General features: G+C 63.9%; 19 protein-coding genes and 1 pseudogene. 16 read left to right on the top strand and 4 right to left on the bottom strand.

Features of this window, described 5'->3' with window-relative positions; all coding sequences use genetic code 11:
- Positions 1 to 14: 14 nt before the first annotated feature.
- Positions 15 to 1112, bottom strand: coding sequence for a lactonase family protein (locus BPNPMPFG_RS30160; protein WP_258592201.1), 1098 nt, complete (start codon positions 1110 to 1112; stop codon positions 15 to 17).
- A gap of 199 nt (positions 1113 to 1311) precedes the next feature.
- Here BPNPMPFG_RS30160 and BPNPMPFG_RS30155 point away from each other — a divergent pair, with 199 nt between their 5' ends.
- The 8 genes and pseudogenes from BPNPMPFG_RS30155 to BPNPMPFG_RS30120 all read left to right on the top strand — a co-directional run bounded on the left by BPNPMPFG_RS30155 (position 1312) and on the right by BPNPMPFG_RS30120 (position 8905).
- Positions 1312 to 1863: a MaoC family dehydratase gene (locus tag BPNPMPFG_RS30155; RefSeq protein WP_258592200.1), complete on the top strand. Its 552-nt coding sequence runs from the start codon at positions 1312 to 1314 to the stop codon at positions 1861 to 1863.
- A 2-nt stretch (positions 1864 to 1865) separates the two neighbouring features.
- The gene (locus BPNPMPFG_RS30150) at positions 1866 to 3026 is read left to right on the top strand and encodes a CaiB/BaiF CoA transferase family protein (RefSeq protein ID WP_258592199.1); all 1161 of its coding nucleotides are present in this window, start codon (positions 1866 to 1868) and stop codon (positions 3024 to 3026) included.
- 14 nt (positions 3027 to 3040) lie between these two features.
- Positions 3041 to 4203 (top strand): annotated as a pseudogene (locus BPNPMPFG_RS30145) (extracellular solute-binding protein).
- Between the two features lie 25 nt (positions 4204 to 4228).
- A complete protein-coding gene (locus BPNPMPFG_RS30140) occupies positions 4229 to 5416 on the top strand; it encodes an ABC transporter substrate-binding protein (RefSeq protein ID WP_258592198.1) in 1188 nt (395 codons plus the stop codon).
- A gap of 104 nt (positions 5417 to 5520) precedes the next feature.
- Positions 5521 to 6258, top strand: coding sequence for an ATP-binding cassette domain-containing protein (locus BPNPMPFG_RS30135; RefSeq protein WP_258592197.1), 738 nt, complete (start codon positions 5521 to 5523; stop codon positions 6256 to 6258).
- Positions 6251 to 6985 carry an ATP-binding cassette domain-containing protein gene (locus BPNPMPFG_RS30130; protein ID WP_258592196.1) on the top strand — a complete coding sequence of 245 codons (735 nt, stop codon included), beginning with the start codon at positions 6251 to 6253 and terminating at the stop codon, positions 6983 to 6985. The genes BPNPMPFG_RS30135 and BPNPMPFG_RS30130 overlap by 8 nt, the downstream gene beginning before the upstream one ends.
- Entirely contained in the window at positions 6982 to 7932 is a 951-nt protein-coding gene (locus BPNPMPFG_RS30125) for an ABC transporter permease (RefSeq protein ID WP_258592195.1), read from the top strand. The genes BPNPMPFG_RS30130 and BPNPMPFG_RS30125 overlap by 4 nt, the downstream gene beginning before the upstream one ends.
- Position 7933: 1 nt before the next feature.
- Positions 7934 to 8905, top strand: coding sequence for an ABC transporter permease (locus BPNPMPFG_RS30120; protein WP_258592194.1), 972 nt, complete (start codon positions 7934 to 7936; stop codon positions 8903 to 8905).
- Between the two features lie 25 nt (positions 8906 to 8930).
- Here the strand turns inward: BPNPMPFG_RS30120 and BPNPMPFG_RS30115 are convergent, their stop codons facing one another.
- Both BPNPMPFG_RS30115 and BPNPMPFG_RS30110 read right to left on the bottom strand, forming a co-directional pair.
- Positions 8931 to 9770 carry an amidohydrolase family protein gene (locus BPNPMPFG_RS30115; protein WP_258592193.1) on the bottom strand — a complete coding sequence of 280 codons (840 nt, stop codon included), beginning with the start codon at positions 9768 to 9770 and terminating at the stop codon, positions 8931 to 8933.
- Positions 9771 to 9834: 64 nt separating this feature from the next.
- A complete protein-coding gene (locus BPNPMPFG_RS30110; protein WP_258592192.1) occupies positions 9835 to 10620 on the bottom strand; it encodes an IclR family transcriptional regulator in 786 nt (261 codons plus the stop codon).
- A 168-nt stretch (positions 10621 to 10788) separates the two neighbouring features.
- Here BPNPMPFG_RS30110 and BPNPMPFG_RS30105 point away from each other — a divergent pair, with 168 nt between their 5' ends.
- The 8 genes from BPNPMPFG_RS30105 (at position 10789) to BPNPMPFG_RS30070 (ending at position 18095) form a co-directional block, all read left to right on the top strand.
- Complete coding sequence (locus BPNPMPFG_RS30105) at positions 10789 to 12108, top strand: ABC transporter substrate-binding protein (protein ID WP_258592191.1); 1320 nt, start codon at positions 10789 to 10791, stop codon at positions 12106 to 12108.
- A 141-nt stretch (positions 12109 to 12249) separates the two neighbouring features.
- Positions 12250 to 13146 (top strand): carbohydrate ABC transporter permease, encoded by an 897-nt coding sequence (locus tag BPNPMPFG_RS30100; RefSeq protein WP_258592190.1) that lies wholly within the window; start codon positions 12250 to 12252, stop codon positions 13144 to 13146.
- A 2-nt stretch (positions 13147 to 13148) separates the two neighbouring features.
- Positions 13149 to 14015 carry a carbohydrate ABC transporter permease gene (locus tag BPNPMPFG_RS30095; protein ID WP_258592189.1) on the top strand — a complete coding sequence of 289 codons (867 nt, stop codon included), beginning with the start codon at positions 13149 to 13151 and terminating at the stop codon, positions 14013 to 14015.
- A gap of 4 nt (positions 14016 to 14019) precedes the next feature.
- Positions 14020 to 15117 carry an ABC transporter ATP-binding protein gene (locus tag BPNPMPFG_RS30090; RefSeq protein ID WP_258592188.1) on the top strand — a complete coding sequence of 366 codons (1098 nt, stop codon included), beginning with the start codon at positions 14020 to 14022 and terminating at the stop codon, positions 15115 to 15117.
- A gap of 5 nt (positions 15118 to 15122) precedes the next feature.
- Positions 15123 to 16235, top strand: a complete 1113-nt coding sequence (locus tag BPNPMPFG_RS30085) for a mandelate racemase/muconate lactonizing enzyme family protein (protein WP_258592187.1) — start codon at positions 15123 to 15125, stop codon at positions 16233 to 16235.
- Positions 16236 to 16244: 9 nt separating this feature from the next.
- Positions 16245 to 16574: an L-rhamnose mutarotase gene (locus tag BPNPMPFG_RS30080; RefSeq protein WP_258592186.1), complete on the top strand. Its 330-nt coding sequence runs from the start codon at positions 16245 to 16247 to the stop codon at positions 16572 to 16574.
- Positions 16570 to 17643: a Gfo/Idh/MocA family protein gene (locus tag BPNPMPFG_RS30075; protein WP_258596984.1), complete on the top strand. Its 1074-nt coding sequence runs from the start codon at positions 16570 to 16572 to the stop codon at positions 17641 to 17643. Before BPNPMPFG_RS30080 ends, BPNPMPFG_RS30075 begins: the two co-directional genes overlap by 5 nt.
- Complete coding sequence (locus BPNPMPFG_RS30070) at positions 17640 to 18095, top strand: MaoC/PaaZ C-terminal domain-containing protein (RefSeq protein ID WP_258596982.1); 456 nt, start codon at positions 17640 to 17642, stop codon at positions 18093 to 18095. Before BPNPMPFG_RS30075 ends, BPNPMPFG_RS30070 begins: the two co-directional genes overlap by 4 nt.
- Before the next feature lie 15 nt (positions 18096 to 18110).
- Here the strand turns inward: BPNPMPFG_RS30070 and BPNPMPFG_RS30065 are convergent, their stop codons facing one another.
- The gene (locus tag BPNPMPFG_RS30065) at positions 18111 to 18908 is read right to left on the bottom strand and encodes an ABC transporter permease subunit (RefSeq protein ID WP_258592185.1); all 798 of its coding nucleotides are present in this window, start codon (positions 18906 to 18908) and stop codon (positions 18111 to 18113) included.
- Between the last annotated feature and the right edge of the window lies 1 nt (position 18909).

Raw genomic sequence — 18909 nt, 5'->3', positions numbered from 1 at the left:
CTGCTTGCGGGCGGTCAGGCCACGATCTTGACGCACATCGGCGTGCCGATCTCGATGGCCCGCCCGGTGTCGGTCAGCATGCCGCTTTCGGCGTCGCGGGCAAGGATCGAGATGCGGTCGGCGTTCTGGTTCGCCGAGAACAGATGGCCGCCTGACGGCGTCAGCGCCAGATTGCGCGGCGTAGCACCCCCGCAAGGGACGTAGCCGACCAGGCTCAGGGCGCCGCTCTGCTGGTCGACCGCCATGATGACCACGCTGTCATGGCCACGGTTGGAGCCGTAGACGAACCGGCCATCCGGCGAGATCTGGATATCGGCGCAATGGTTGCAGTCGCGCGCCTGTGCCGGCACCGCCGGCCTGGCATCGATGATCGAGAGCTTGCCGCTGGCTTCGTCCAGCGCCATCGACACGATGGTCGAGTCCAGCTCGTTCATGACGAAGACGAAGCGACCGTTCGGGTGCAAGGCAAGATGGCGCGGGCCAGCACCTGGCGGCAAAGCGGATTCGGCTGATTTGGTCAGGCTGCCATCGCGCCCTATCCGGTAGGACACCAGCCGGTCGATGCCGAGGTCGGCGACAACAGCCGTGCCGCCGGCAATGGTTTCGGTGACGGTGTGGGCGTGCGAGCGTTCCTGCCGTGCCGCATTCGGGCCTGTGCCTTTGTGCGATATGCTGGCCAGCGGCGCCGACAGCGCCCCGTCCTTCTCGAAGCCATAGACCGCCACGGCACGATCGGGGCCGCCCTCGCCCATGCCGTAGTTGGCGACCAGAAGCTTCGTCCCGTCGCGGGTGATGGTGTTGTGCGCGGTGATGCTGCCCAGCGAAGGCTGCTTGTTCAGATAGCTCAGCGTGCCCGAGCCACGATCGAAGCTATAGGCCGAGACGGTTCCCTCGCGCCAGGTGAAGACTTCCGAATTGGCATAGACGTGCGAGCCGTCCGGCGTCACCGACAGGAAAGTCGGGTTGTCGACGTCGTTGGTCTCGGCCAGTTTTCGCGTTTCCAGCGTCGCTTCGTCGAAGCTGTAGACGCCGAGGCCGACACCGCGCGCGCCCTGAAAATACGGCGCTTCACGGTTCAGGCTGCCGACAAAGACCAGACAGGCATTGCGCATGTTTTTTCTCCCTGCCCGCCAGCGCTTCGGCGCGCGGGAACAGCCAAAATTTCGCCTGTTCACGCTTGCAACGCAACCCCATATGTGAAAATACTATTTACAAAAGAAGATTGACGGGAGGAAACGACGTGCTTTCAGGCGCCTTGACGCGTGTTCAAACGGTCGCCGGTACGCTCCCGCTGGAGGTATGGAGCCGGTGATGAACGATTTCGCACCCACTGTCGGCGTCGCCTCGACGCATCCCACCAACATGCCCGAGGAACACGCCGCACTGCCGGTGTGGAATGCCGAGAACTGGTTCTACGAGGACTGGCCGGTCGGCCAGAAAATCCGCTCGTTGCGGCGCACCATGGCGGAAGGCGACAGCCACCTTTTCAACACGCTGGTGCTCGACATCCACCCCTATGTGCAGGACCAGATGTTCGCCGAGACCGAAGGCATTTTCGGCAAGCGGCTGGTCGCCGGCGCCTTCGTGTTTTCGGCGGGCCTCGGGCTGGTCGCCACCAATTGCGTGAATGCCTTTTCCTACGGCTACGACAAACTGCGTTTCATAAAGCCCGTCTTCATTGGCGACACGATCTATTCGATCCGCTCGAACCTCGACAAGAAGCCCCGCTACAAGGAGATGGGGCTGATCCGTGCCAGCTACGAGGTGTTCAAGGGCGAAGGCGAACTCGTTTTGTATTGCGAGCATCTGCAGACGGTAAAATACCGCAACGCCGCCGATTTCGCCGGCAAGACGGAGAAATGAAGATGCCGGCAGCAGCCGAATTGCCGCTTGCCGGTCTGATCGTCGTTGACATGAGCCAGTTCCTGTCTGGGCCCTACTGCTCGCTCAGGCTGCTCGATCTCGGCGCCCGCGTCATCAAGATCGAGCGCCCGGATGGCGGCGACCTGTCGCGCCGGCTCTACCTCAGCGATACCGAGATCGGCGGCGATTCCACCATCTTCCATGCCATCAACCGGGCCAAGGAAAGCCTCGCCATCGACCTCAAGAACGAGGCCGACCTCAAGGCGCTACGCACCCTGCTGGCCAAGGCCGACGTGCTGATCCAGAATTTCCGGCCGGGCGTCATCGAACGGCTCGGCTTCGACTACGAGGCCGTCCGCAAGATCAACCCGCGCCTGGTCTATGCCTCGATCAGCGGCTATGGCGAGGACGGCCCATGGGTCAAGCGCCCCGGCCAAGATCTCCTGGCGCAGTCGCGCTCCGGGGTGATGTGGCTGAACGGCGACGAGGACCAGGGACCGGTGCCGTTCGGCCTTGCCATCGGCGACATGCTGGCGGGTGCGGCCTGCGCGCAAGGCATCCTGGCGGCACTCGTGCGGCGCGGCATCAGCGGCCAGGGAAGCCACATCGAAACCAGCCTGCTGGAAGCTTTGGTCGATTTCCAGTTCGAGGTGCTGACCACGCATCTCAATGACGGCCGCCGCTTGCCCAGGCGCTCCAGCTTCCGCAGCGCGCATGCCTATCTGTCGGCGCCCTACGGCGTCTATCCGGCCAAGGACGGCTACCTTGCCATCGCCATGACGCCGATCCCCAAGCTGGCCGACCTGCTGTCGCTCAGCGAACTGGCGCCCTATCGCGACAAACCGGCTTCATGGTTCACGGCGCGTGACGACATCAAGGCGATCATCGCGCAAAGGATCGCCACCAAGACGATCGACGAATGGCTAGCCATTCTGGAGCCGGCCGACATCTGGTGCGCCAAGGTGCTGACCTGGCCGGAGATGCTGGCAAGCGAGGGGTTCCAGTCGCTCGACATGTTGCAGACGGTGACGCGCGAGGACGACGTCTCTATCCTCACCACCAGCTCGCCGCTCAGGGTCGACGGCATCAGAGCCAAGGTCGACCGGGCAGCACCGCGCATCGGCGAGCACAGTGCGGCAATCCGCGAGGAGTTCGGCCTGTGAGCGTGCGCACGCTCATGCCCACGCTCAGGGGCATGACCTGGAGCCATCCGCGCGGCTACGATCCGATGGTTGCGTGTTCGTCGCTGTGGCAGCAACAGACTGGTATCTCGATAGAGTGGACAAGCGCTCGCTGCAAGATTTCGAATCCTTCCCGGTGGAAGAGTTGGCACGCGCGTATGACCTGATCGTCATCGACCATCCGCATGTCGGCCAGATCACGGCGGAGCGGTGCCTAGAACCGCTCGACGTCAACGGCCGCGAGGCGGAGCGCGCGGTGCTGGCCTCGGGCAGCGTCGGCCAATCCTATCCAAGCTACAGCTGGCAGGGACGGCAATGGGCCTTCCCGATCGATGCGGCGACGCAGGTGCAGGCCTGGCGGCCGGATGCGCTCGATGCGCCGCCATCGCGCTGGAGCGAAGTGCTCGATCTCGCCCGGCAAGGCCGCGTGCTGTTGCCGTTGCGTCCACCCCATGCGCTGATGGTGTTCTACACGCTGGCCGGCAATCTCGGCCATGCCTGCGCGACGGACCCATCCCGCGATCTCATCGACATCGAGACCGGGAGCAAGGCCTTCGAGACGATGCGCGAGATCGCGGCGATGGTTGACCCCGCCTGCTTCGACATGGATCCGATCGCCATTTCGGAGCGCATGGCTGAGGCGGATTCCAAAATCGTCTGCGCACCGCTGATCTACGGCTATGTTTCCTATGCGGTGGCGGGTTTTCGCGCGCATCGCCTGGCCTTTGCCGATATCCCGGTGATTGGATCCGGCGGCCCCATCGGTTCGGCGCTTGGTGGCACGGGCATAGCGGTATCTGCGTTTTCCAAGGCAAAGGATGCGGCGACCGACTTCGCCTACTGGGTCGCCAGCGGCGATGTCCAGCGCGGTCCCTATGCCGCCGCCGGCGGCCAGCCCGGCCATGCAGCGGCCTGGGAGGATCAGGCCGTCAATGCCGCGACCGGCAATTTCTACAGGGATACGCGCGCGACGCTGGAGGGCGCTTGGGTGCGGCCGCGCCATGACGGCTATATGGCCTTCCAGCAGGCGGCGTCCGAGCGCATCATTTCCGGCATGACCTGCGGGCATCGAGCCGCCCAGGTCGTTGCCGATCTCAATCGCCTGTTCCGGGAAAGTGTTCCGGCGCAGGCGACCGGCGTTGCCGGTGGAGGAGCCTGAACGAAACCGAACGGAGGAGAACAAGATGACAAGAATGATCCGCGGCCTGATGGCCGCAACGGCGCTTGCCTCGCTCGCAACGACCGCCTTCGCACAGGATGTGCAAGGCGTCATCGGCGGGCTGCCGACCGAACTGAAGGCGCAGTATGACGGCGCGCCGCAGAAGGTGCTGCCCTCGGCCTGGGACAATTTCACGCCACCACCGAAGCCGTGGAAGTGGTGCCACTCGGAATCCTACCAGGGCAATCCGTGGCGGGTCACCGTCACCAAGGAACTGAAGCGTCTCGTCGACGGGCTGATCGCCGACGGCACCGTCTCCAGTTTCGAAGTGTCGGATTCCAACAACGATGCCAGCCAGCAGATCAACCAGATCCGCGCCTTCATCGACAAGAAGTGCTCGATCATCACCTCGATCCCGGGATCGGCGACCGCGCTGGATGACGCCATCGATGCCGCCGCCAAGGCCGGCATCCCGTTCATCACCGCCGCCGGTTCGGTGACCAGCCCGAACGCGATCAATGTCGATTCCAACTATGCGCGCTGGGGCTATGACATGATGACGGCGATCGGCAAGGCGCAGCCGGACGGAGCCAGCATCCTGCTGGTCGAAGGCATTGCCGGCCACCCGATCGTGGTCCAGGAACGCCAGGGCGCGGACAAGGCGCTGACGGAGAATCCGAAGCTGAAGATCTCGCGCAACGTCAACGGCAACTGGACGGCGAACGTCACCAAGACCGTGGTGCTGCAGGCGATCGCCACCAACCCGGCGCCGATCGACGCGGTGTGGACGACCGGCAGCGAAAGCCGCGTCGTCGCCGAAGCGTTTGCCGAAGCCGGCCGGCCGGCGCCATTGATCACCGGCTCGATAACCGGCGATGCGCTAGGCTACTGGAAGGCCAATCCCGACAAGTATCGCTTCGAAGGCCATGCGGTGCTGCCGCACTGGACCGCGCAGACGCTGTTTCGCGTCGGCGAGCGCATGCTCGACGGCCAGAAGCCGAAACTGAACACGCTGCTGATCCCGATCCCACCGGTTCACGGCGCCGATCTCGGCGCCTGGTACAAGGACTGCATGACGACGGACGCCGTCTCAATCTTCCCGATCCCGCCAACGGACCCGATGCCGGAGGAATGGCTCAACGCCTATTTCTCGAACCCGGCGCCGACCAAGGGCTGGGACTATTCGAAGGTGCCAGACGCCTGTGCAAAGTGACGCTTGCTCAAAGTGACGCCTGTGCAAAGTGATGCCTGCGCCAACTAACATCTCGGCAAGCCGGCTCTCTTCGGGGAGCCGGCTTGCCAGCATCGAAACGCGACATGCTTGAAATCAAAACCATATCCAAACGCTATGGCGAGACGGTCGCGCTCGCGGACGCTTCGATCGCGTTCCGGGCGGGGACCATCCACACCATTCTGGGCGAGAACGGTTCCGGCAAGAGCACGATGGTCAAGCTGTTGTCCGGCATCGTCCAGCCGGACAGCGGCGCGATCCTGTTGCAAGGCAAACCGTTTTCCGGCGTCAACCCTTCGGCCTTCCAGGGGCAAGGGTTTGCGACGGTGTTCCAGGAGGTGCTGGTTGCGCCCGATCGCAGCGTCACCGACAATATCCTGCTCGGCCTCGACGGGCTGGTCCGGCGCGCCGTTCCTCGTAACGAGCGCCGCGACAGGGCGGCCGCCGCACTGAAGCGTTTCGCGATTACCGACGTGCCTCTCGACGCGCGTGCCGGTCTGTTACCGCTTGCCGCGCAGCAATTGGTCGTGCTCGCCCGGGCGATCGTGCGCAATCCAAAAATCCTCATCCTCGACGAGGTCACCGCCGCACTCGACTTCGCCGACCGCGAGTCCGTCTTTGCCCTGATGCGCACCCTTGCCGGCGAAGGCTGCCTGATCCTGTTCATCACGCATCGCATGGACGAGGTGATCTCGCTTTCGGATCGCATCTCGATCCTGCGCGGCGGCAGCGTGGTGCGCACCGAAGAGCGCGGCACTTCGACGCCGGCTGAACTTCTCAAGGCCATGGCGCCACGCACGGCGGCGGAGCTGGCGCATGGCTGACCGCGCCGCGCTCACGGTTGGTGACCTCATCATCGCGCGCGGCGCCAGCCCGATCACGCAAACGATCGCTCCAGGCGAGATCGTCGGCCTCGCCGGCCTCGATGGTCATGGCCAGGAGCTGTTCCTGAAGATGCTTGCCGGCCTGGCGCCGCCGCTTGGCGGCTCGATCATGCTCGGCGCATCCCGCAAGATCACCGGGTTTCGCAAAGCCGTCTCCAGCGGCATCGCCTATCTACCGCGCGACAGGCGCGCGAACGGCATTTTTCCGACGCAGTCGGTGCTCGACAATTTCGCCGTTTCCACGCTGTCGCGCGATACGCGCCTTGGCCTGATCAGCCCGGCGGCGCGCAAGGCCCGCTATGACATCTACCGCGAAAAGCTGTCGATCGTCGCACCCCGGCCCGATGCGCCGATCACCACCTTGTCGGGAGGCAACCAGCAGAAGGTGCTGCTGGCACGGGCGCTGGCTCTGGAGCCCGCGATCCTGCTTCTCAACGACCCGACGCGTGGCGTCGATGTGGCGACGCGCCATGTTCTCTACGACGTCTTCCGCCGGCTGGCGGCCGACGGCATGGGGCTCGTCATCCTGTCCAGCGAGATCGAGGAGATCCTGCTCTTGTGCCACCGCGTGCTGGTGTTCAGGGAAAACGAGGTCGCGTCCGAGATCGCCGGTCAGGCGCTGACCACCGACAGCGTGATATCAGCCATGTTCGGACGCGCGGCATGAGCCCTGTCACGCGCCTTCTGTCTCTTTGGCGAAGCGTCGGTTTCGCTGCCGTGCTGCTGGTCATCCTGCTTGCGGTCAATCTCATCCTCAGTCCGGTGCGGTTCCAGCCGGGCTCCTGGGGCGCGTTGATCGGATTGGCCGCGCCCTTGATCGGCGCGGCGATCGCCTCGACACCGGTGATCCTCGCCGGCCGTGGCGGCATCGACATTTCGGTCGGGCCGCTGATGGGCTTCGTCAACGCTTTCGCGATCCAGGTGCTGTTCCTTGGAGCCGGCATTTCATCGCCCTTGGTGCTGGTTCCGACAGCGCTGCTGGTCGGCGCGCTGGTCGGTGCGGCGAATGGCTTTCTGGCAACGGTCGTGCGCATCCAGCCGATCGTCGCCACGCTCGGCACCTATCTGATCCTCACCGGCGTCACGCTGACGATCCTGCCGGCGCCGATCGGCCCCGCGCCGGCCTGGCTGAAGGCGCTGTCCGGCCCACTGTCGATGCTGCCGCTGGCCGCAATGTTCATTGCCTGGTGGCTGGTGCGGCGCACCCCCTACTACGATCAGCTGATGGCGGTTGGCAGTGACGACCGCGCCGCCTACACCGCCGGCGTCGATGTCACGCGCGTCCGCTTCATCGCCTATGTCATGACCGGCATCTTTAGCGGATGCGCCGGGCTGATGTTGACGGCGCTGATAGGCTCCGCCGACCCCAACATCGGGCCGACCTACACACTGATCGCCATTGCCGCCGTCGCGCTTGGCGCCGTCAGCCTGGCGGGCGGGCGCGGTGGCGTCGCGGGTGCTGCTATCGGCGCCATCGATATCTTCCTGCTGCAAAGCGTGCTGACGACATTCAACGTCTCGACCTTCGTGCTGCAGATCGCCTATGGCGCCATACTGGTGCTGGCCGTGATGCTGACCGCGCTGCAGGAACGTCTTGCCACGAGGGGGCGCTGACATGATTTTGCGCCGAAACCTGTTCGCGACCACCAATGCCCGCGTCATCGGCGCCTTCTGTGTCGCCGCCCTCCTGCATCTCGCCGGCACCATTCTCATTCCGGGCTACTCGGCGCCGTTTGCCGTACGCGCCATGCTGGTGCTCGCCTCTCTGCTTGCCGTTGCCTCGATTGGGCAGACGCTGGTCGTCATCATGGGGGGCATCGACCTGTCGATCCCCTTCGTCATTGGCTTTGCCAATGTCGTGGCCGCGCAGCTCTATGGCGATGGCTGGAACTTTGTCCTCGTCTGCGGCGTCGTTGGCGTGCTGGCGCTCGCCATCGGCGCACTGAACGGGTTGATCTCGCGCAGCCTGGATATCCAGCCGCTGATCGTCACGCTCGGCATCGGCATGGTCGTGCAGGGGCTGGTGCTGTTGTGGACGGCCGGCTTCCCGTCGGGCTCGGCGCCGCAAGCCGTTTCCAGCTTCGTGTCGATCGGCGGATCCGCCGGGCCACTGCCGGTGCCGTGGCTGGTGCCAAGCCTTGTGGTTCTGGCGGCACTCGTCGTGCTGGTGCTGGAGCGGACACCCTATGGGCGCCGGCTCTATGCGCTTGGCAGCAATCCTGGCGCGGCGCCTTTGGCGCTGATCGATCCGGTTCGCATGTGGGTCATCACCTATGCGGCAAGCGCCTTCTTCGCCGCCGTGGCGGGCGTGTTGTTGCTCGGTTTCACCGGCTCGGCCTATGGCGATGTCGGTCAGCCCTATCTGTTCCAGACCATCGCGGCGGTCGTCGTCGGTGGCGCCGCGCTGGTCGGCGGTCGAGGCAGCTATCTCGGCACGATCGCCGGCGTTCTGGTGCTGACCGAAATCAACACGTTGCTGATCGGCCTCGGCTTCCAGCCCTCCGCGGTGCAGGCCGCGCTTGGTTTCATCATCGTGCTGCTGGTCTCGCTCTATGGCCGCGAACGGCACGTCTCGACGACGATCTGAGGAACGACATCGGGCCCGGCGACTTCTATGCCAACCGCCAGAGCTTGCGGGCATTCGCGGACAGCAGTCTGTCGCGCTCGGCAATGCTGCAGCCTGAAAGCAGCGCATGGGTCGCCGCCACCCAGGTCGACAGGCCGCCGCCGAGCGTGCAGACCGGCCAGTCGCTGCCCCAGACGACACGGTCCCAGCCGAACGCAGCGATGGTGTGTTCGACATAAGGCCGCAGCGTCTCGGCCGTCCAGCTGCCGGGATCGGCATAAGCGACGACACCGGAAATCTTGGCCACGACATTCGGGCGCCGCGCGATCTCGCTGATGTGTTCGCGCCACGGATGTTCACTGTCGCCCTTGATGTCGGGGACGCCGCAATGGTCGAGGACGAACTGGGCATCGGGCGCCAAATCGGCAAGCGCGATCGCCTTCGGAATCTGGTGCGGCAGGACGACGAGGTCGAAGGTCAGGCCGGTGCCGCCAAGCCGCTTGATGTTGTCACGAAACAGCGCGCCCTCCGAAAGATCGTCGGGCATGACATGGAGGACGCGGCGGAAACCCTTGACGAATGGATTTGCCCTCTGGCGTTCGAGATAGGCTGGAAAATCCGCCTCTTCCGGCCGGCAGGACGCAATTGCGCCGGCCAGCATGCTGCCTGGCTGTCGCGACAGGCTGTCGATACGGGTGGTCTCGGCCTCGATGTCGGCCGGATCGACATCGACCTCCATATGCAGCACACGCTCGACGCCGACGCGATGCGCTTCCACGGCGTATTCGTCGTAGGAAAAATCGCGGTCGAGTGCCGGCACGCCAGCCAGCCAGGGATAGCGCAGCACCGAACGATCGATGAGATGCAGATGGGTGTCGATGATCATGGCGGCTCCTCCTGTTTGGCTGTTCAAATCATCTCACGGAGGAATTCTTCATTCAAATAAGAATTCAAGCTGACGAGCCAATGGACGATCCGGCCAGATGCGACAGCTTTTCAGCTGTTGCCACCAACAGCTCGATCGTCTTGGTGATGTCAGGCGCCGAAGGCGCATTGACGACGGTGATGTAGGGGATCGTCAGTGCCGCGATGGCCTTGCCATCGGAACTCCGCACCGGTGCGGAGAGGTTGAAGACACCGGCGGTCTGCAACGATGCCATCATCTCGTAGCCGCGGTCGCGGATCTGGTCGAGCCGGGTGAAGAACTCGGCCGACTGCGCCGTCTTGTCGGTGCTGCGGACATGTTCCGATATCATCATCTGCCGCTCTTCCTGTGGACGGAAGGCGAGCAGCACATGGCCCGAACCGGTGTCGAACAGGCTGATGTGGGAGCCGACCCGGATCGAGATGCCCCAGTAGTTCGGCGCCTCCTGCTGGCTGATCACAACGGCGGAACCGCGATCGAAAACAACGAGTTGGTTGGCCTGTTGCGATGTCTCGGCGAGCTCGCGCATCAGTGGCGTGGCGTAGGAAACCAACCGCCGCACCGGCGCGTGCAATTGCGCCAGGCCGAACAGCTTGAGCGTCAGCGAATAGCGATCCCCGTCTAGCCGCGTGACGTAGCCGCGTCGCACCAGCCGGTCCAGCATGCGGTAGAATTCGTTGGGGCTGCGGTCGAGTTTCTTGGCGATTTCGGCTTGCGTCAGGCCGCCGTCCACGCCGGCCAGCAGTTCGAGGATGTCGAGCCCCTTGTCGAGCGCCGGCGCGCGATAGCGCTCGTCTTCGCTGTCGTCCATGGCCCATCCTTCCAGTGAATTCCGGCTTTCATATACGCATGAACGCGGCCGGCGGAAACAAATTTCGCCTTGACGTATCCATGAATGTTTTGTTTGTATATGAATGTAACGCTTCTTGTCATTAGGCGAGTTGCGGTCGCCGCTAAGGCGCACCTAGGGAGGATACCAATGAACAGACTGCTTTCCGGCGTGTCCGCCGGCGCATTGTTGCTTGCATTCGGTGCAGGCACGGCCCTTGCCGGCGACCTGCCCGGCAAGTTCGAAGGCGTCACCGTCGACGTCAAGCTGATCGGTGGCCAGCAATATGAAAAGCTCTACGAGCGGATCCCCGAATGGGAGAAGCTGACCGGCGCCAAGGTCAACATCCTGACCAAGAAGAACGGCTTCGACATCGACAAGGAACTCAAGTCCGACATCGCCTCGGGCAGCACCAACTGGTGCGTCGGCTGGAACCATTCGTCCTTCGCGCCGCAGTATACAGGCCTCTACACCGACCTCAGCAAGCTCTTGCCCAAGGCAGAGATCGACGCCTTCGTGCCTTCGACGATCAAGTCGGCAACCATCGACGGCAAACTGGAACTGCTGCCGCGCGCCCAGTTCGACGTTTCGGCGCTCTACTACCAGAAGAGCCTGTACGAGAACGCCGACAACAAAACCAAGTTCAAGGCGAAGTACGGCTATGATCTGGTGCCGCCGGACACCTGGAAGGAAGTCACCGACCAGGCCGAGTTCTTCGCCAACCCGCCCAATTTCTACGGCACGCAGTTTGCCGGCAAGGAAGAGGCGATCAACGGCCGCTTCTACGAGATGGTGGTCGCCGAGGGCGGCGAATATCTCGACAAGGACGGCAAGCCGGTCTTCAATTCGGAAGCCGGCATCAGGGCGCTCGACTGGTTCGTCAATCTCTACAAGGCGAAGGCCGTGCCGGCTGGAACCACCAATTATTTGTGGGACGACCTCGGCCAGGGCTTTGCTTCGGGCACCGTCGCCATCAACCTCGACTGGCCGGGCTGGGCCGGTTTCTTCAACGATCCGAAGTCGTCGAAGGTCGCCGGCAATGTCGGCGTCAAGGTTGCGCCGAAGGGCTCGTCGGGCAAGCGGACCGGCTGGTCCGGCTTCCATGGCTTCTCGGTGACCCAGAACTGCCCCAACAAGGAGGCCGCGGCCTCCCTGGTGTGGTGGCTGACCAACGAGGACAGCCAGAAGCTCGAGGCGGCCGCCGGTCCGCTGCCGACCCGCACCGCGGTGTGGGACTGGGACCTGCAGCAAGCAGCAAACGACCCTTACAAGAAGGAGGTTCTCGCCGCCTTCCAGGAAGAGGCCAAGCACGCCTTTGCCGTGCCGCAGACGCCTGAGTGGATCGAGATCTCGAACGCCGTCTATCCTGAATTGCAGGCGGCGATCCTTGGCGACAAGACCTCCAAGCAGGCGTTGGACGAAGCGGTCGCAAAAGCGACCCAGATCCTCCAAGACGCCGGCAAGCTCTAGAAACCTCCCAAGGCTGCCTCCCCCATCGGCGATGGGGGAGGCGATCGCGCCTTGCGGCACAAGGGCAGTGGACGATCCAAGATCGCCTCAGCTGCTCCTGGCCGCATTGATGTTCGGTTCACGTCACCTCACAGGATCCCGATGAAGGGCTTCAAGCCATCCGCGCCATTCCTGCTGCTGCTTCCGGCCATGATCGTGCTGGCGGCGGTCGTCGTCGTGCCGCTGCTTTTGTCGCTCTATTCCAGCTTCACGCCGTTCCGGCTGACGAGGCCCGAGACATTTTACGTCTTCATCGGCATCAGGAACTATCTTTCGATCCTGTCCAACACCGATTTCTGGTGGGCGTTCGGCCGCACGGTTCTGCTGCTGACCATTGCGCTCAATCTCGAGATGCTGCTTGGCCTCGGCCTCGCCATGCTGGTCGAGAAGGCGACACGCGGCCAGCGCATCCTGCGCACGCTGATGATGTTCCCGATGATGTTTTCGCCGATCCTGGTCGGCTTCCAGTTCAAATTCATGTTCAACGACAATATCGGCCTGGTGAACAATGCCTTGCAGTCGCTTGGGCTCACGCAGAACGCCATACCGTGGCTGATCGAGAGCCATCTCGCCTTCATCGCCATCTCGATCGCCGAGGTCTGGTCATCAACGGCTATCTTCGCCATCCTGATCCTCGCCGGGCTGCTGGCCATGCCCAAGGAACCGATCGAAGCGGCGCGCGTCGATGGCTGCACGCCGTGGCAGACGTTCCGCTATGTGACGTGGCCGTTCGTCATGCCCTTCGCCTATATCGCCATGACCATCCGCTCGCTCGACGTCGCGCGTGCCTACGACATCGTCAAGATCATGACCGATGGCGGGCCGGCGGGTCGCACCGAGCTGCTTTGGACGCTGGTGGCACGCACCGCTTACAGCGACGGGCGCATGGGCATGGCCAACGCGATGGCCTATGTCTCGATCCTGCTGTCGATCGCCTTCACCGTCTATTTCTTCAACAAGCTCGCCGCGGCGCGCACGCAGATCGGTGCGGAGTGGTGAAGATGGACGAGAATTCCTCCGCCCGCCTGAAGCGCCGGCTGTTTGCCATCGTCTATCGCATCGGCCTGTTCCTGGCGATGCTGACCATCTGCCTGCCCGGCCTGTGGATCGTGCTGTCGTCGCTGCGGCCTACCGTCGAGATCATGGCCAAGCCGCCAGTGTGGATTCCGCAGGAGATTTCGTTCGACGCCTATGTCGCCATGTTCAGCGGCATAGGCAAGGGCGGCATCCCGGTGATCGAATATTTCCGCAACTCGCTGATCATCTCGGTGACGTCGACGGTCATCGCGGTCGCCATCGGCATGGCCGGCGGCTATGCCTTCGCGCGCTACCGCTTCCGCGCCAAGTCGAGCGTCTTCCTCGGCCTGATGCTGACGCGTACGGTGCCGGGCATCGCACTGTCGCTGCCGCTGTTCTTCCTCTATGTGCGGCTTGGCATCATCGATACGCATTTCGGACTGATCCTGGCCTATGTCGCGCTCAATGTGCCGTTCACGATCTGGCTGATAGACGGTTTCTTCCGCCAGGTGCCCAAGGACCTCGCGGAAGCAGCGCAGATCGACGGCTGCACGCGCTGGCAGGCGTTCTGGCAGGTCGAGTTTCCGCTCGCTGGGCCGGGCATCGCATCGGCCGCCATCTTCGCTTTCCTGACCTGCTGGAACGAATTCGCCCTGGCCTCGCAACTGACCCGCTCGGTGAGCGCCAAGACGCTGCCCGTCGGCCTGCTCGACTACACCGCCGAGTTCACCATCGACTGGCGCGGCATGTGCGCGCTCGCCGTGGTGATGATCATTCCGGCGCTCACCCTCACCTTCATCGTCCAGAAACACCTTGTCGGCGGCCTGACCTCCGGCGCGGTGAAAGGCTGATCCCATGGCAACGGTTTCCCTCAGCAAACTGACCAAGCGCTACAGCAATATCGAGATCGTGCACGGCATCGATCTCGACATTGCCGACCGCGAATTCATCGCGCTGGTCGGCCCCTCCGGCTGCGGCAAGTCGACGACGCTGCGCATGATCGCCGGATTGGAGGAAATCAGCGCCGGCTCGATCGAGATCGGCGGCCGCGTCGTCAATGACCTGCCGCCGCGTTCGCGCAACATCTCGATGGTTTTCCAGTCTTACGCGCTCTATCCGCACATGACGGTGCGCGAGAACCTCGGCTTCTCGCTGAAGATCGCCGGCGCGGCCAAGGAGGACATGGAGCGCCGCGTCGCCGAGGCCTCGGCCATCCTTGGCCTCGACACGCTGCTCGACCGCCGCCCCTCGCAGCTGTCCGGCGGCCAGCGCCAGCGCGTCGCCATGGGCCGCGCCATCGTGCGCGACCCCGACGTCTTCCTGTTCGACGAACCGCTTTCCAATCTCGACGCCAAGCTGCGCACGCAGATGCGCACCGAGATCAAGAAGCTGCATGCCAAGGTGCGGTCGACGGTGATCTACGTCACCCATGACCAAGTCGAAGCGATGACACTTGCCGACCGCATCGTCATCATGCGCGATGGCCATATCGAACAGGTCGGCACGCCCGACGAGGTTTTCCGGCGGCCGGCGACGCGCTTCGTCGCCGGCTTCATCGGTTCGCCGCCGATGAACCTGCATGAGGCGACGATCGACGACGGCCAGATGGTTTTCGCCAGCGGTGAAAAGCTGCCGCTGCCCGGCCAGTTCAAGACCAATGTCGCGACCGGCGACAAGGTCGTGTTCGGACTGCGGCCGGACGACATCTATCCGACCGGCCATGGCATCAGTTCCGGTGGCGCCGCCGACGTTCATCAGGTCGAACTGCCGATCACGGTGACAGAGCCGCTCGGCAACGAGACGCTGGTGTTCGTCGAATTCAATGGCACCGACTGGGTGTCGCGCATGCTGAACCCGAGGCCGCTGAGGCCGGGCGAGCGCGTCGCCATGAGCCTCGACATGTCGCAGGCGCATCTGTTCGCCGCCGACACCGGAAAGACATTGCGGAGCTGACCGACATGGCCAGAATCGAGAAAGTCGAACTGCGGATGGTGGACCTTGTACCCAAGGTCAAGCGCACCGACGCGATCCAGAGCTTCGTCAGCCAGGAAACGCCGATCGTCACGATCACCGATTCCGACGGCGCGGTCGGCACCGGTTACAGCTACACGATCGGCACTGGCGGCTCGTCGGTGATGCGGCTCTTGTCCGACCATCTGGTGCCGCGCCTGATCGGCCGCGACCCCGACATGATCGAGGCGATCTGGCACGACCTCGAATTCGCCACGCATGCCACCACGATCGGGGCTATCACGGCAATCGCGATCGCCGCGATCGACACCGCGCTCTGGGATCTGCGGGCGAAGAAGCAGAACCTGCCGCTGTGGAAGCTGGCCGGCGGCGCCAAGGACCGCTGCCCGCTCTACACGACCGAGGGTGGCTGGCTGCACATCGAGACGCAGGCGCTGGTCGACGATGCGCTGGCCGCCAAGGCCAAGGGCTTTCGCGGTTCGAAGGTGAAGATCGGCAAGCCGCACGGCTCGGAAGACCTTGCCCGCCTGTCGGCGGTGCGCAAGGCGGTCGGCGACGGCTACGAGATCATGACCGACGCCAATCAGGGGTTCTCGGTCGACGAGGCGATCCGGCGCGCGGCAAGGCTGCGCGAGCTTGACCTCGCCTGGATCGAGGAGCCGCTGCCAGCCGACGATATCGACGGACATGTGCGATTGTCGAACTCGACGCCGACGCCGATCGCAATCGGCGAGTCGCTCTACTCCATCCGCCATTTCCGTGAATACATGCAGAAAGGCGCCTGCTCGATCGTCCAGGTCGATGTCGGCCGCATCGGCGGCATCACGCCCTGGCTCAAGATCGCCCATGCGGCGGAGGCCTTCGACATACCAGTCTGCCCGCATTTCCTGATGGAACTGCATGTCAGCCTGACCTGCGCTGTTCAGAACGGTCGCTATGTCGAGTACATTCCGCAGCTCGACCAGTTGACCGGCAAGCGCATGCGCATCGAGGATGGACAGGCGCTGGCGCCCGACGAGCCGGGCATCGGCATCGATTGGGACTGGGACGCGGTCAAGGCCATGAGCATCGCCGAGTTCACCATGGCGATCACCAGATAGGAGACTGATATGCAGCGGATGGGGATGGTTCTGGGCCTGAAGCCGGAAAAGGTCGAGGAGTATGTCCGTCTTCATGCCGCTGTCTGGCCTGACGTGCTGACCATGATCTCGGCCTGCAACATCAAGAACTACTCGATCTACCTGAAGCGGCCGGAGAACCTGCTGTTCAGCACCTTCGAATACCACGGTACCGACTACGCGGCCGACATGGCCAAGATGGCGGCCGACCCGAAGACGCAGGAATGGTGGGCTGTCTGCATGCCTAGCCAGGAACCGCTGCCGACGCGCAAGGACGGCGAATGGTGGGCAGCGATGGACGAGGTCTTCCATCATGATTGAAGGCGGTTTCGACCCTGCCTCACTCGCCCAGTCCTGGCCCAAACCTTCGAAACCCCGGCCAATCGTCACCTTCGGCGCCGGGTCGATCGTCGGCGACGCGCATTTCCCGGCCTACCGCAAGGCGGGCTTCCCGGTTGCCGGCCTCTACGATCCCGATCATGCTCGAGCTGAAAAACTGGCCAACCAATGGGGCGTGACAGCCTTTCGTTCGGCCGAGGAAGCCGCAGCCGTCGAAGGCGCGATCTTCGACCTCGCGACGCCGCCGTCGCGCCATGCCGACGTGCTGAAATCCTTGCCTGACGGCACTGTCGCGCTGATCCAGAAGCCGATGGGCGGCAACCTCACCGAGGCAACCGCGATCCTAGAAATCTGCCGCGCCAAGAAGCTGCGGGCGGCGGTGAATTTCCAGCTGCGCTTCGCACCGATGATGCTGGCGCTCAAGGACGCCATCGCCAAGGGCTGGCTCGGCGAGATCGTCGACTTCGATGCCTGGCTGGCACTGGCGACGCCGTGGGAGCTGTGGGAATTCCTGCTCAAGGCGCCGCGCGTCGAGATCGCCATGCATTCGATCCATTATCTCGACCTGATCCGGCAGCTGCTTGGCGATCCGCAAGGCGTGCACGCCAAGACGCTCGGGCATCCCAACCATGCGGTGGCGCAGACGCGCACCAGCGCCATTCTCGACTATGGCGACACCGTGCGCTGCGCACTGTCGATCAACCACGACCACAAGTTCGGCCGCCGGCACCAGGCCTGCGAGTTCCGCATCTGCGGCACCGAGGGTGCTGCCTATCTCAAGCTCGGCCTCAATCTCGACTATCCGCGCGGTGAACCGGATGTGCTGGAAATTTATCCGAAAGGCGGGACGGACTGGATCGCGGTGCCGTTGGCCGGAGAATGGTTCCCCGACGCCTTCGTCGGCCGCATGGCCAATGTCCAGCGTTTTGCAGCGGGCGAGGACGCGAAGCTGATCAGTCCGGTGGAGGATGCCTGGAGCACGATGGCGTTGGTCGAGGCCGCCTATCGCTCGAGCGCGGCACCGGCAACGCCGATCGCGGAAAGACCCTGATGGAACAGATCCAGTATTTCGAGGACTACGAGATCGGCGCTTCGCGTCTCACCAGCGGCCGCACCATCACCGAGACCGACTTCGTCGTGCATGCCGGCCATACCGGCGATTTCTTCCCGCATCACATGGATGCCGAGTTCATGAAGACGACACCGTTCGGCCAGCGCATCGCGCATGGCACGCTGGTGTTCTCGGTCGGCATCGGACTGACGGCAACCATCGTCAACCCTGTCGCCTTTTCCTATGGCTACGACCGGCTGCGCTTCATCAAGCCGGTGTTCATCGGCGACACGATCCGCACGCGCACCACCATCGCGGCCAAGGAAGACGATCCCAAGCGGCCGGGCTCAGGACGAGTGATCGAGCGCTGCGAGGTGATCAACCAGCGCGGCGAAGTGGTGCTGGCGGCCGACCACATCTACATCGTCGAACGCAAGCCGGCGCAGAGCTGAAACTCGGACCAATTCCTACGAGCCCGTGGCGCGCGCGGTGATGCGCTCGAGCCCGAGCAGCAGGACCAGCGTTGCCGCCACCAGGATCATGGTGAGTGCGGCACCGGCGAAGATGTCGCCACGGTCGGTGAGGCTGAAGATCGACACCGGCAGCGTCACCCAGCCCGGCGGATAGACCATGACGGTGGCGCCGAGCTCACCCATGGACAGCGCAAAGCTCAGGCCGAAGGCGGCGACCAGATAGGGTGCGAGCAAGGGCAGCGTGACATGCCAGAGCCGGTAGGCCGGCCGCGCGCCGAGGCTTGATGCCACCTGCTCGAAATCGGGCGAAAGCCGCGCCAGCCCGGCCGAGACGTTGCCGAAGGTGAAGGCAGAGATCAGCACGAAATGCGCGATCATGACGATCGCGACCGTGCCGTTGAGCAGCAGCGGCGGATGGCTGAACGCGACCAGCAGGCCAAGGCCAACCGACACCGACGGCACGGCGCTGGGGATGAAGAACAAAAGGCCTAGCAGCCGCTTCAAGGCATGGCCCTGAAGACGAAGCGAAAGGGCTGCCCAGGTGCCGCTGACCAGCGCCAGCGCGCTGGCCAGGAAACCGGTGACCAGGCTCGCCTTCACCGCGTTCCGCGCGGCACCGCGAACGACGTCGGCGTAATGCTCCGTCGTCAGGCCATTGGGGAGCACGCCGTTCCACTGATCGGCAAGGCTGGACAAGAGGATGACCGCCAGCGGCGCCAGGAACAGAACGCCGAATAGCAGCGCGAAGAGCACCCACAGGACAAGACGACCGGGCCGCGACCAGACCAGCATG

It is taken from the genome of Mesorhizobium sp. AR07 (genome assembly GCF_024746815.1).
GTDB lineage: Bacteria > Pseudomonadota > Alphaproteobacteria > Rhizobiales > Rhizobiaceae > Mesorhizobium.
Note: the sequence above shows the minus strand (reverse complement) of the source record. Positions and strands in the feature narration are given on the sequence as shown.